The organism is Azospirillum brasilense, assembly GCF_003349955.1.
GTDB classification, from domain to species: Bacteria; Pseudomonadota; Alphaproteobacteria; order Azospirillales; family Azospirillaceae; genus Azospirillum; species Azospirillum brasilense_B.
The window spans coordinates 46737-58662 of sequence record NZ_QLKQ01000024.1 but is presented as its reverse complement, the minus strand read 5'-3'; the positions used below and the strand labels follow the sequence as shown (position 1 = coordinate 58662).

The 11926-nt window shown below is 70.4% G+C and carries 12 protein-coding genes; 1 reads left to right on the top strand and 11 read right to left on the bottom strand.

Annotated features, from left to right (window positions below; translation table 11 throughout):
- The first annotated feature begins 73 nt into the window (after window positions 1-73).
- Complete coding sequence (locus tag DXK32_RS13090; RefSeq protein ID WP_114858908.1) at window positions 74-1237, top strand: GGDEF domain-containing protein; 1164 nt, start codon at window positions 74-76, stop codon at window positions 1235-1237.
- 13 nt (window positions 1238-1250) lie between these two features.
- On the opposite strand, the gene tatC is transcribed toward DXK32_RS13090, so the two are convergent.
- The 11 genes from tatC to DXK32_RS13035 all read right to left on the bottom strand — a co-directional run bounded on the left by tatC (window position 1251) and on the right by DXK32_RS13035 (window position 11713).
- Window positions 1251-2054, bottom strand: a complete 804-nt coding sequence (gene tatC, locus DXK32_RS13085; RefSeq protein WP_114858907.1) for a twin-arginine translocase subunit TatC — start codon at window positions 2052-2054, stop codon at window positions 1251-1253.
- A 22-nt stretch (window positions 2055-2076) separates the two neighbouring features.
- Window positions 2077-2619 (bottom strand): Sec-independent protein translocase protein TatB, encoded by a 543-nt coding sequence (gene tatB, locus DXK32_RS13080; protein WP_114858906.1) that lies wholly within the window; start codon window positions 2617-2619, stop codon window positions 2077-2079.
- A gap of 48 nt (window positions 2620-2667) precedes the next feature.
- A complete protein-coding gene (locus DXK32_RS13075) occupies window positions 2668-2961 on the bottom strand; it encodes a twin-arginine translocase TatA/TatE family subunit (RefSeq protein WP_114858905.1) in 294 nt (97 codons plus the stop codon).
- 99 nt (window positions 2962-3060) lie between these two features.
- Window positions 3061-4371, bottom strand: a complete 1311-nt coding sequence (locus DXK32_RS13070) for an ABC transporter ATP-binding protein (RefSeq protein WP_205215704.1) — start codon at window positions 4369-4371, stop codon at window positions 3061-3063.
- Window positions 4372-4479: 108 nt separating this feature from the next.
- Window positions 4480-5133: an SMC-Scp complex subunit ScpB gene (gene scpB, locus DXK32_RS13065; protein WP_432612343.1), complete on the bottom strand. Its 654-nt coding sequence runs from the start codon at window positions 5131-5133 to the stop codon at window positions 4480-4482.
- Window positions 5130-5945 (bottom strand): segregation and condensation protein A, encoded by an 816-nt coding sequence (locus DXK32_RS13060; RefSeq protein WP_114858904.1) that lies wholly within the window; start codon window positions 5943-5945, stop codon window positions 5130-5132. Before DXK32_RS13060 ends, scpB begins: the two co-directional genes overlap by 4 nt.
- A gap of 4 nt (window positions 5946-5949) precedes the next feature.
- A complete protein-coding gene (locus DXK32_RS13055; RefSeq protein WP_170295833.1) occupies window positions 5950-6642 on the bottom strand; it encodes a site-2 protease family protein in 693 nt (230 codons plus the stop codon).
- Between the two features lie 48 nt (window positions 6643-6690).
- Complete coding sequence (gene nagZ / locus DXK32_RS13050; RefSeq protein WP_247877124.1) at window positions 6691-7743, bottom strand: beta-N-acetylhexosaminidase; 1053 nt, start codon at window positions 7741-7743, stop codon at window positions 6691-6693.
- A 25-nt stretch (window positions 7744-7768) separates the two neighbouring features.
- The gene (locus DXK32_RS33465) at window positions 7769-8725 is read right to left on the bottom strand and encodes an SPOR domain-containing protein (RefSeq protein WP_114858902.1); all 957 of its coding nucleotides are present in this window, start codon (window positions 8723-8725) and stop codon (window positions 7769-7771) included.
- Entirely contained in the window at window positions 8722-10482 is a 1761-nt protein-coding gene (gene argS / locus DXK32_RS13040) for an arginine--tRNA ligase (RefSeq protein WP_114858901.1), read from the bottom strand. Before argS ends, DXK32_RS33465 begins: the two co-directional genes overlap by 4 nt.
- A gap of 31 nt (window positions 10483-10513) precedes the next feature.
- Window positions 10514-11713, bottom strand: coding sequence for a deoxyguanosinetriphosphate triphosphohydrolase (locus DXK32_RS13035; RefSeq protein ID WP_114858900.1), 1200 nt, complete (start codon window positions 11711-11713; stop codon window positions 10514-10516).
- Window positions 11714-11926: the final 213 nt, after the last annotated feature.

Genomic DNA, 11926 nt, shown 5'->3' with positions numbered 1-11926 from the left:
ACTTATCGGTGGCGCCGGGAACGCGAATGCGTGCAGAACCCCGGAATCGACCGCTGCCCTCCCCACTCCGGACATGATCCTCGACACCCGCACCCTCGTCATCGTCCTGGTGGGCATCGGCGTTCTGCTGTCCATCGCCGCCTTCCTGACCTGGAGAGCGCACCGCCACATCACCGCGCTGGCCTATTGGGCCGGGGGAGCGCTGCTCGGCACCCTCGGGATGGCCATGGTCACCGCTTACGGGGTCTGGCCGCCCGCCGCCGTCGTGCCGCTGAGCAACGCCCTGGTGGCCGCCACCTACATCCTGAACTGGTTTGGCGTGCGCAGCTTCGCCGGACGGTCCATCCCCTGGCGCCTCGGGATTGCGCTGCTCGCCGTGCTGACCGCCGGCATCGCGTGGTTCGTGGTGGCAACCAACGACGTGACGGCGCGCGTCCTGATCATGTCCGCCGGAATCACCGGCCTGTCGCTGCTGGCGGCCCTGGAATTGTGGTGGACGGGGCCGGCGGACCGGCCGAGGCGGGCGCAACGGGTCACCGCCCTGGTTTTCCTGGCCCACGCCCTGTTCGTGGCCGGACGCGCCGTGCTGACCGCCTGGGGCGGGCCGGTGGACAGCATCCTGACACCCAACCTGGTGCAGAGCGCCGGGTTCCTGGAGGCCATTCTGGCCGTCACGGGCTGGGGATTCGGCTTCCTGGCCATGACCAGCGAGAAGCTGCAGGCCGATCTGGACCGCATCGGCACCATCGACCCGCTGACCGGCGCCTACAACCGCCGGGCCTTCCTGAAGCACGCCGAGCGGGAGTTGCTGCGGGCGCAACGCAACGGGGCGCCGCTGACCCTGCTGCTGCTCGATCTCGACCGCTTCAAGCGGGTCAACGACACCTTCGGCCATCTCGCCGGCGACGCGCTTCTCCGGCTTTTCTCCGAGACCGTCGCGGCGCGGCTGCGCCGCACCGACCTGTTCGGGCGCTATGGCGGGGAGGAGTTCTGCCTGCTGCTTCCCGACACCGACCGCACCGGGGCGGCGGCGTTGGCGGAGGCGCTGCGGCGCGACGTGGCGGCGCGGCCCCTGCCCTTCGAAGGCCACGAGATCGCCGCCAGCGTCAGCATCGGCATCGCCGCCTGCCGCAGCGGCGAGGATCTCGACGCCGCGCTGGCCGCCGCCGACCTCGCCCTCTACCGGGCCAAGCGGAACGGCCGCAATCAGGTGGTGGTCGACGAAGCGACGGCGTAAGGCGCGACGGGCCTTACGCCTGCTCGGCTTCCGTCTCGTCGGCGTCGCCGCGCGTCTTCTCGATGCGGCGGCCGATCAGGATCGACACCTCGTAGAGCGCCAGCAGCGGGATGGCGAGGCCGACCTGGCTGATGACGTCCGGCGGGGTCAGGACCGCCGCGACGATGAACACGAACACGATGGCGTAGCGCCGCTTGGCGGCCAGCGTCTCGGTCGTCAGCAGCCCGGCGCGGATCAGCAGGGTCAGCAGGACTGGAAGCTGGAAAGCCAGACCGAAGGCGAAGATCAGATGCATCACGAGGCCGAGATACTCGCTGACGCGGGCCTCGAACTCGATCGGCAGGGCGCCGGCGTCCATCCCCGGGTGGAACTCGAACCCCAGGAAGAAGCGCCAAGCCAGCGGGAAGATGAAGTAGTAGACCATCGCCCCGCCCAGGAAGAACAGGATCGGGGTGGCCACCAGGAAGGGCAGGAAGGCCTTGCGCTCGTGCTTGTAGAGGCCGGGTGCCACGAACATCCAGATCTGGCTGGCGACGATGGGGAAGGACAGGAAGCAGCCGGCCCAGAAGGCCACCTTCACATAGGTGAAGAAGGCTTCGGTCAGGCCGGTGTAGATCATCCGCCGCCCCTGCCCGGCCAGGATGTCGGCCAGGGGCTGGACCAGGAAGTTGTAGATGCGGTCCGAGAAGGCGTAGCAGACGAAGAAGGCGATCAGGATCGCCAGCGTCGCGTACATCAGCCGGTTGCGCAGCTCGACCAGGTGGTCGATCAGCGGCATCTTGCTTTCTTCGAGCTCGTCGTCGGACTCGCCGGTCATGCGCGTTTCGCCGGACACTGGGTCACGCCTGCTTGTTCGTGGTTGCCGCCGCAGCGGAATCGGCGGAGGCCGGAACCGGCGGCTTGGCCGGGGCCGGAACGAACTCCGCGGGCAGAGCCGGGGGAAGCGGGGCCGTGACCGGCGGCTCGGTCGCCGGCAGCGGCTGGGCCGCGGTCACCTGCGGCGAGCCGACGGGAGGCACGGAGGTCGGGGATGCCGCCGTCGAGGACAGGCCATCCTCCGGCGGGCTGCCGTGATAGCCGCTGGCCCCGAGGTCGCCCCCCATGTCGAAGGCGCCCTTCAGATCCCCCTTCGGATCGATCGTGTTCTCGACCATCTTCTGGAGGTTCGTGTCGCGGACCTTCAGGGCCTCCTTGCGAAGCTCGTCGAGCTCCGCCTCGCGCATCATGTCGTCGATGTGGCCCTGGAAATCGCGCGCGACGACGCGCGCCTTCTTCACCCATTTTCCCAGGGTGTAGATGGCCTTGGGCAGGTCCTTCGGGCCGATCACCACGAGGGCGATGACCGCGATGACCATCAGTTCCGACCATGCGATGTCGAACATGGCTCCTCAGCCTTTCGAAGCGGCGCGGGGATGACGGGCGCCGGACGGTCAGGTGCGGGCCGTCTCGTCCTTCTTCACGCCGGGGTCGGCAGCCGGCGAAACCGGGGCCGGCGAAACCGGATGGACCGGGGACACCGGCTGGGCCGGCGGAACCGGCTGGTTCGGCAGGACCTTGGAGTCGGCACCGGCGGCGGTACCCTCTTCCTCGTCCTTCAGGCCGGCCTTGAAGTTCTTGATGCCCTTGGCGAGGTCGCCCATGACCTTCGGCAGCTTGCCGGCGCCGAACAGGAGCAGGACGATCAGAAGGACGATGACCCAATGCCAGACGCTGGAGAATCCCATGACACACGTTTCCTGAACAGGCAGCCCAATGGCGGGGCGGCACTATGGCAGAAAGGTTCCCCTCCCGCAACGATCGGTCGGGCGAAACCGCTCAAACGACTAAGTGGGTGCACCGGCTGGAAAAACGAAGGCCTGACACAGGTCCATGCACACCGAAACGTGACTTTGTTCGGCGGGCAGGAACTGGCCCGGCATGCGGGAGTGCAGATGCACCGACCCGCCCGTCCCGTCCGGCACGTCGAGATGGACCAGACTGGTCCGGCCCAGCAGGCGCGCCGCCATCACCCGCGCCAGAACCGGCAGCTCCCCGGCGGGAACGGTGGCCGCGGGCTGGGCGGACAGCTTCAGCGCCTCCGGGCGGATCAGCACGTCGACGGCGGTGCCGTCGGCGACCTCCGTGGGGATCGGGCCGACCGGCGTGTCCACCGCCCCATCCCGCACGACGCCCGACAGCCGGTTAACCTCGCCGAAGAACTCGGCGGCGAAGGCGTTGACCGGGCGGGTGTAGAGGTCCACCGGGTTGCCGACCTGGACGACCTTGCCGGCGCGCATCAGGGCGATGCGGTCGGCCAGGAACATGGCCTCCTCCGGGTCGTGGGTGACCAGCATGGTCGCCGCGCCGTTCTGCTTCAGCACATGCAGCGTCTCGTCGCGGACCTGCTCGCGCAGCCGGGCGTCCAGTCCCGAGAAGGGCTCGTCGAGCAGCAGGACCGCCGGATTCGGGGCGAGCGCGCGGGCCAGCGCCACGCGCTGCTGCTGCCCGCCGGACAGGTGGTGCGGGAAGGAATCGGCGTAGCCGGCCATGCCGACCTGCCCCAGCGTTTCCAGCGCGCGCTTGCGCTGCGCCTCGCCGGACAGGGCGGTCAGGCCGAAGCGCACGTTGTCGAGCACCGACAGGTGCGGAAACAGCGCGTAATCCTGGAAGACGAGGCCGACGCCGCGGCGTTCCGGCGGCACCGCGCCGCGCTCGTCCGCCACCACCGTTCCGCCGATCCGGACGGAGCCGGTCTGCACCGCCTCCAGCCCCGCCGCGATGCGCAGCAGCGAGGACTTGCCGCAGCCGGACGGCCCGCACAGGCAGACGATCTCCCCCGCCCCGATGGTCACGCTGACGTCGTTCACGGCGACGACGCGCCCGTACCGGTGGGTGACGCCGTTCAGCGCCAGGGCCTCGACGGCGATGGCCGCGGCGGCGCCCTGGAAACCGGAGGCGTCGAGATGCCGCCCGTTGGCCGGCAGCGTGACCGGCGCGGCCTCGCAGGGCGCGCCCTGCCGCGGATCGGTCCCGCGGCTGAACAGGGCCGAGGCCTTGTCGCGCAGCGCGGTGCGCAGGCCGGCCGGCCGGGGTTCGGAAACGGCGTCTCCGGTCGCGGAGAAAGAACGGGCGTCGGTGACGGACGGACGATCCATGGCGGTCCCAGTCTGAAGCGGCCCGGGGGTCGTTTGATGGCGGTCGATTGATCTTAGTACCGGCGCGCCGACCCCGATGCAAATGGTTCTTATTTTCGAGCGTTTCGCTCAGGTATCGGAATCGTCAGTGTTTTCCGATGGTTCCGCATCGTCCAGACCGGCGCCGCCGATGCCCAGAAGCACGGGCCGGGAATCGAGCAAGCCCGCGGCGCGCAGGTCCTCCACCCCCGGCAGGTCGCGCAGCGTCTCCAGGCCGAAATGGTCGAGGAAATGGTCGGTGGTGATCCAGGTCAGCGGGCGGCCCGGCGTCTCGCGGCGGCGGCCCGGCCGGATCCAGCCGTTCTCCATCAGGATGTCCAGCGTGCCCTTGCTCGTCGCCACGCCGCGGATCGCCTCGATCTCGGCGCGGGTCACCGGCTGGTGGTAGGCGATGATCGCCAGCGTCTCGATGGCGGCGCGGGACAGCTTCTTGGAGACCTCCTCCTCCTGCCGCAGCAGCGGCGCGAGGTCCACCGCCGTGCGGAAGGACCAGCCGGCCCCGGTGCGGATCAGGTTCACCCCGCGCGCCGCGTAATGGACGCGCAATTCCTCCAGCAGCGCCCGCACGTCGGCGTCGTGGGTCAGCCGCCGGCCGAGGGTCTCCTCGTCCAGCGGGTCGGCGGAGGCGAACAGCAACGCTTCCAGCAGGCGCAGATCGCGCAGGCGCCGCTCGACCTCCTCCGGGTTCTCGATCTCCTGGATCATGCCGTCGGGTCCGCTCATTCCTCGTCGCCCCGTTCATGCTGGTGCTCATGCCGGCGCGATGCCCGGCGGACGTAGATGGGGGAAAAGGCGCCGTCCTGGCGAAGCTCCACCCGCCCCGCCTTGGCCAGCTCCAGCGTCGCCGCGAAATGGGCGGCCAGCGCCGAGCGGGTCAGCAGCCCGCCGCGCACGCCGTCGGGCAGGAAACTCGACAGGGTGGCCCAGTCCGGCATGCGGCCCAGCAGCTCGGACAGGCGGCGCACCGCGTCCTCCAGCGAATAGAGGCGCACCGGCTCGATGTGCAGGACGCCGCCCTCCTGCCGCTTCCTGTGCTCGCCGTAGGCCTTCAGCAGGTCGTAGAGCGTGACCTGGAAGATCGACTTGCGCAGGATGTCGAGGTCCTCCGGGGCGCCGCGGGCGAAGCGGTCCACCCCGAGCTGCGGGCGGGCGAACAGCTTGGCCGCCGCCCCCTTCATCGCCTCCAGCCGCTGGAGCTGGAAGGCCAGCGCCGCCGCCATGTCCTCGCCCGAGGGCTCCTCGTCCTCGACCTCCGGGATCAGCAGGCGCGACTTCAGATAGGCCAGCCACGCCGCCATGACGAGATAATCCGCCGCCAGTTCCAGCCGCACCTTCCGCGCCTCGGCGATGAAGGCGAGATACTGGTCGGCGAGCTGGAGGATGGAAATCTTCGTCAGGTCCACCTTCTGCTCGCGCCCCAGCGCCAGCAGCATGTCGAGCGGCCCCTCGAACCCGTCCAGGACGAGGACGAGCTGTTCCGCCGGGCTGGCCGCCGCGGCCTCGTCCTCATGATCCGGGGGTTTCCTGCCAGCCATGCCGTCAGTTGCCGCTGAGGATGCGGATCAGCTCGATCATGTAATCCACCGGCGGGCCGAGCACCCAGGAGAAGACGCTGAGGTCCATGCCCAGCTCCCGCCCGATGAAGGGCAGCAGGAAGAAGGCACCGATCAGGATCAGCATGCCGTACTTCTCCAGCCGGGCCAGCGGGAAGGCCAGCGCGTCGGGCAGGATGCCGACCGCCACGCGCCCGCCGTCGAGCGGCGGCAGCGGGATCATGTTGAAGACCATCAGCACGACGTTGACCAGGACCGACACCTCCAGCGCGGCGCGGACCCACATCTCGGTCGCCCCGCCCTGCGGGCTGGTGAAGCCCCAGATGATCGCGGAGACCAGCGCCAGCACGAAGTTCACCCCAGGCCCGGCCAGCGCCACCCACACCATGTCGCGGCGCGGGTGGTGCAGGCGCCCGAAATTCACCGGCACCGGCTTGGCCCAGCCGAAGACGAAGCCGGTGGTGAAATACATCACCGCCGGCAGCACCACCGTGCCCAGGGGGTCGATGTGGCGAAGCGGGTTCAGCGTCACCCGGCCCAGCCGCCACGCCGTGTCATCGCCGCGCCACATCGCCACGAATCCGTGCGCCGCCTCGTGCATCGTGATGGCGAGGATCGCGGGGATGGCGACCGCGAAGATCATCGGTATGCGGTCGATCAGACCTTCCAGCACGCGCATCTCTCCCGTTGCGCCCCCCGAATTTGCCGGGGAAGCCTGAGCATGGCTCTAAACCTGGGGAGTTCCCAGCAATTCCGCCAGACGCGCCCGCAGGTCGTCGGCGTCCACCGGCGGCACCGGGCCGCGCAGCGCCTCCGCCCGCGCCCAGCGTCGGACGGCCTCCCCGCTCATCGCCGGGACGCCCTCGGCCACCGCCGCCATCTCCTCCATCACGCCGTTGCAGTGGAGCACGACGTCCAGCCCGGCGGCGAGAACCGCCTCGGCCCGGCCGCGCATGCCGCCGGCCAGCGCGCCCATCGACAGGTCGTCGCTGAACAGCAGCCCGTCGAAGCCGATGGGGGCGCCGCGCACCACCTCGCGCACCACGATCGCCGAGGTGCTGGCGGGCTGGTCCGGGTCGATGGCCTTCAGCACCACATGGGCGACCATGCCCAGCGGCATGTCGGCCAGGGCGCGGAAGGGCGCGAAGTCGGTGGCCTCCAGCGCCGCGCGCGGGGCGTCCACCACCGGCAGCTCGGCGTGGCTGTCGGTGAAGGCCCGGCCATGGCCGGGCAGATGCTTGACGACCGGCAGCACGCCGCCGGCCATCAGCCCCTCGCAGGTCGCCCGTGCCAGATCGGCCACGCGGGCCGGATCGCCGCAGAAGGCGCGGTCGCCGATGATGTCGTGGGCGCCCTCGACCGGCACGTCGCAGACCGGGGCGCAATCCACCGTCACGCCGCAATCGGCCAGCATCAGCGCCAGCAGCCGGGCGTTGATCCGGGCGGCCTCCCGCCCGGCGTCGGCGTCGCGGGCGGCGAGATCGCCGAAGGCGCGCATCGCCGGGAAGGCCGGCCAGTGCGGCGGGCGCATGCGGGCCACCCGCCCGCCCTCCTGGTCGATCAGCACGGGGGCGTCGGCGCGGCCCACCGCCGCGCGCATCTCCGCCACCAGCGCGCGGACCTGCTCCGGCGTCTCGCAATTGCGCCGGAACAGGATGAAGCCCAGCGGATCGGCGTCGCGGAAGAAGGCGCGCTCGTCCGCGGTCAAGGCGGTGCCGGCGGCGCCGAACACCACGGCGCGATGGGCGGCGCGATGGGCCGTGCGGTCGTGTTCGGTCATGGCGTGAGCGTTCGGCAAAGCCGGATCAGGGACGGACAACCACACACCCCACATTCTGGGACTTGAGCTGGGCGCAGACTGACTTGGCGCGCTCCTCGTCGAGGCCGACGCCCTGGATGCGGTAGAAGATGCCCTTCTCGCCCAGATCGGCCTTGGCGACCTGCATGGACAGCCCGCCGAGCGCCGCGCCGTAGCGGCTGGACAGGCGCTTCCATTCCGTCGAGGCCTCGGCCTCGCTGCGCACCGAGGCAAGCTGGACGCGCCAGTTCCCCCCACCCGACGCCTTCGCCGGTGCGGGCGCCGGCTGCGGGGCCGGGGCGGCCGCCACCGGCGGCGCAGGCTGCGGCTTGGGCGCCGCGGCCGCCGGAGACTGGTGAGGCGTCTGGGCCTGCGGCGGAGCCGGCACCGGCTTGGCCGCGGGCGGCGGGGCCACCTTGGGGGCCGGTGCCACCGGTGCCGGGGCCGGAAGGGCGGCGACAGCGGGCGGCGGAGCCGGGGAAGCGGCCGGCGGCGGCGCGGCCCCCTCCCCGTCCTGGCGCGGCACCGTGGTGGTGGAGCCCGGCGGGGGCGGCGGAAGCTGGGCCACCGCGGGCGCCTCCGGCAGGGTCGGCGACGGCGGCACCTGGGGGGCCACGACCGGACGCGGCAGCGGCTCCTCCGGCGGCGGCAGCAGGCGCTCGATCTGCGACTTCGACCCACGGTCATTCAGCCGCTCGTAGACCAGCTTGTCCTGGTGCGGCACTTCCATGCCGCCGGGCTGCTCCGGGCGGGCCTTGGTCGGTGCGCTGTCGGCCATCAGCAGGGGCGGAGCGCCGTCCGGCGTGCCCTGCCCCTTGCCGCCATAGACCACGACGATCGCGCCGGCGAAGGCCACGATGCCGACCACCGCCAGACCGAGGCCGAGCAGACCGCGCCGACCTCCCCGCTGCGGCGGCGCGCCGTAGGGATCGCTGGCGTGGTTGGCATCGCCCTCATACCTCATGACCGCAATTCCTCCACCGGCTCCACGCCCATCACGGCGAGACCGGAGGCGATCACCGTGGCGACCGCGCTGATCAGCGCCAGACGGGCCACCGTCACCTCCTCGTCGCCATCGATCAGGAAGCGCAGGCTGGTGTCGTCGCGGCCCTTGTTCCACAGGGCGTGGAAGTCGCTGGCGAGATCGTAGAGGTAGAAGGCCACGCGGTGCGGCTCGTGCGCCTCGGCGGCGGATTCGACCAGGCGCGGCCAGGTCGCCATGCGCTTGGCCAGAGCCATCTCCTCCTCGCTGTCGAGGCGGGCGAGGTTGGCCCGGGCGGCCAGCGCCGCCAGCGACAGGTCGGCCCCCGGCAGAGCCGTCGCGGCGTGGCGCAGCACCGAGCGGCAGCGGGCATGGGCGTACTGCACGTAGAAGACCGGGTTGTCCTTCGACTGCTCGACCACCTTGGCGAAGTCGAAGTCCAGCGTCTGGTCGTTGCGCCGGGTCAGCATGATGAAGCGGACGACGTCGCGGCCGACCTCCTCGATCACGTCGCGCAGCGTCACGAAGGTGCCGGCGCGCTTGGACATCTTCACCGGCTCGCCGTTCTTCATCAGATGGACGAGCTGGCAGAGCTTCACGTCCAGCGACGCCTTGCCCTCGGTGATCGCCGTGGTCGCCGCCTGCATCCGCTTGACGTAGCCGCCATGGTCGGCGCCCCACACGTCGATCTGCAGGTCGAAGCCGCGGCGGTGCTTGTCGTAGTGATAGGCGATGTCGTTGGAGAAGTAGGTGAAGGACCCGTCCGACTTCTTCAGCGGGCGGTCGACGTCGTCGCCGAAGTCGGTGGACTTGAACAGGGTCTGCGGGCGCGGCTCCCAATCGTCGGGCTTCTTGCCCTTCGGCGGCTCCAGCACGCCGACATAGATCAGGCCGCGGTCCTCCAGCGCCTTCAGCGCCGTGTCCACCGCCCCGGCCTTCACCAGCGCGCGTTCGGAGCTGTAGACGTCCATGCGGACGCCGAGGACGCCGAGGTCCTCCTTGATCCACTCCATGATCGTGGCGATGGCGAAGTCGCGGCAGGCCGGCAGCCAGTCGGCCTCGTCCGCGCCGACCCACCTGTTGCCGTCGCGCTCGGCCAGGGCCTGCCCGACCTCCTTCAGATACTCGCCGGGATAGAGGCCCGCCGGAATCTCGCCGATGTCCTCGCCCAGCGCCTCGCGGTAGCGCAGGAAGGTGGAGCGGCCCAGCACGTCGACCTGGGCGCCGGCGTCGTTGATGTAATATTCACGGGCGACGGCGTAGCCGGCCTTCTCCAGCAGCGCGGCCAGCGCGTCGCCGAACACGGCGCCGCGGCCGTGGGCCGCGTGCAGCGGGCCGGTGGGGTTGGCCGACACGTATTCGACGTTCACCGGACGCTTGCCGCCCAGCGTGCTCTCGCCGTAGGCGGTGCCGGCGGTCAGCACGTCGCGGATGCGGTCGCGCCAGACGTCGGCCGTCAGGCGCAGGTTCACGAAGCCCGGACCGGCGATCTCGGCGCTCGCCACGTCGGGGCGGGTCTTCAGCTTCGCCACCAGCAACTCGGCCAGCGCGCGGGGCGGCTTGCCCGCCGGCTTGGCCAGGATCATCGCCGCGTTGGTCGACAGGTCGCCGTGGGCCGCCTCGCGCGGCGGCTCCACCGTCAGGCGCGCGGTGTCCAGCCCCGCCGGGATCTGGCCCTCGGCGGCCAGCTCGTCCAGCAGCTTGCGGATGTCGTTCTCGAAGACCTTGAAGATGTTCATCGGTTCAATTCTTGCTTTAGGTCTGGGCCGTTTAGGTCTTGGCGTCCATGTCGAACAGGCGGGCATATTCGGCGAGCGCGTAGCGGTCGGTCATCCCGGCGATGTAGTCGGCGACCAGCCGCGCCAGCACCGTCCGGTCCCCCTGCCCGCCCTGTTTGACGATCTCCTCCTGCCATTGCGTCGGCAGGGTGTTCGGCTCGGCCAGGAACAGATCGAACAGGGCGGTGACCACCCGCTTGCACTTGCTCATCTCCCGGTTCACCCGGTAATGGCGGTACATGCGCTGTTTCAGAAAGGCGCGCAAGGGCCGCTGCGCCTCGACCATCGCGGGGGAGAAGCTGACGACCGGCTCCGGCAGGGCGCGCAGCGCGGCGGCGCTGCCCGGACGGTGGCGGTCCAGCCGCTCCCGCGTCTCGGCCAGCAGGTCGACGATCATGTTGTTGATCATCCGCCGGATCGTCTCGTGGATCAGGCGGGACCGCTCCAGCCCCGGATAGCGGTCGCAGACCTGCCGCACCACCGGACCGACCAGCGGCAGCTCCGCCACCTCGTCCACGGTGAACAGGCCGGCGCGCAGCCCGTCGTCGATGTCGTGGTTGTTGTAGGCGATGTCGTCGGCCAGGGCCGCCACCTGCGCCTCGGCGCCCGGGTTGGTGTGAAGCTCCAGGTCCCAGCGCTCCTGGAAGGCGGCCAGCGTCGTCGGCAGCCTTTCACCATCACGGAGAGGCAGCAGCGGGCCGTTGTGCTTGACCACGCCCTCCAGCGCTTCCCAGGTCAGGTTCAGCCCGTCGAAGTCGGCGTAACGGCGCTCCAGCATCGTCAGGATGCGCAGCGTCTGGTCGTTGTGGGCGAAGCCGCCGTAGGGCGCCATGCAGGCGTCGAGCGCGTCCTCGCCGGCATGGCCGAAGGGGGTGTGACCGAGATCGTGGGCGAGCGCCACCGCCTCCGCCAGATCCTCGTTCAACCCGAGCGCGCGGCTGATCGAACGGGCGATCTGCGCCACCTCCAGGCTGTGGGTCAGGCGGGTGCGGAAATAGTCGCCCTCGTGATAGACGAAGACCTGCGTCTTGTATTTCAGCTTGCGGAAGGCGCCGGAATGCACGATGCGGTCGCGGTCGCGCTGGTAGCACGAGCGCGTCGGGCTTTCCGGCTCCGGAAACAGCCGGCCGCGCGTCTGTGCGGGGTCGCAGCCATAGGGCGCCGGGCGATCCTGGAAGAAGTCCGCCGTCATGGCGCGGACACTACCGACGCAAACCGCGCTGTGCAACGGCGAAGGCGGAAACCCGCCGAGACATCCGGCAGCCGCCTCCTGGCATTCGGGCTCAGGCAAACCGCAGGTCAGGCATGAGTTCGCCGGACATGCCTTTGACGAAAGGCGGACACACCCTTACATTCGTCGTTGTGTCGTCTGTCCCGCGAAACACCCCCGCGAAACACCGAGGTC

Excerpts from the sequence above, each read along its gene's own strand:
- argS (WP_114858901.1), bottom strand. The coding sequence starts at position 10,482 with ATGAACATCTTCAAGGTCTTCGAGAACGACATCCGCAAGCTGCTGGAC.
- DXK32_RS13035 (WP_114858900.1), bottom strand. The coding sequence starts at position 11,713 with ATGACGGCGGACTTCTTCCAGGATCGCCCGGCGCCCTATGGCTGCGAC.
- DXK32_RS13055 (WP_170295833.1), bottom strand. The coding sequence starts at position 6,642 with ATGCGCGTGCTGGAAGGTCTGATCGACCGCATACCGATGATCTTCGCG.
- DXK32_RS13070 (WP_205215704.1), bottom strand. The coding sequence starts at position 4,371 with ATGGATCGTCCGTCCGTCACCGACGCCCGTTCTTTCTCCGCGACCGGA.
- tatB (WP_114858906.1), bottom strand. The coding sequence starts at position 2,619 with ATGTTCGACATCGCATGGTCGGAACTGATGGTCATCGCGGTCATCGCC.
- nagZ (WP_247877124.1), bottom strand. The coding sequence starts at position 7,743 with ATGACCGAACACGACCGCACGGCCCATCGCGCCGCCCATCGCGCCGTG.
- DXK32_RS33465 (WP_114858902.1), bottom strand. The coding sequence starts at position 8,725 with ATGAGGTATGAGGGCGATGCCAACCACGCCAGCGATCCCTACGGCGCG.
- scpB (WP_432612343.1), bottom strand. The coding sequence starts at position 5,133 with ATGAGCGGACCCGACGGCATGATCCAGGAGATCGAGAACCCGGAGGAG.
- DXK32_RS13075 (WP_114858905.1), bottom strand. The coding sequence starts at position 2,961 with ATGGGATTCTCCAGCGTCTGGCATTGGGTCATCGTCCTTCTGATCGTC.
- DXK32_RS13090 (WP_114858908.1), top strand. The coding sequence starts at position 74 with ATGATCCTCGACACCCGCACCCTCGTCATCGTCCTGGTGGGCATCGGC.
- DXK32_RS13060 (WP_114858904.1), bottom strand. The coding sequence starts at position 5,945 with ATGGCTGGCAGGAAACCCCCGGATCATGAGGACGAGGCCGCGGCGGCC.
- tatC (WP_114858907.1), bottom strand. The coding sequence starts at position 2,054 with ATGACCGGCGAGTCCGACGACGAGCTCGAAGAAAGCAAGATGCCGCTG.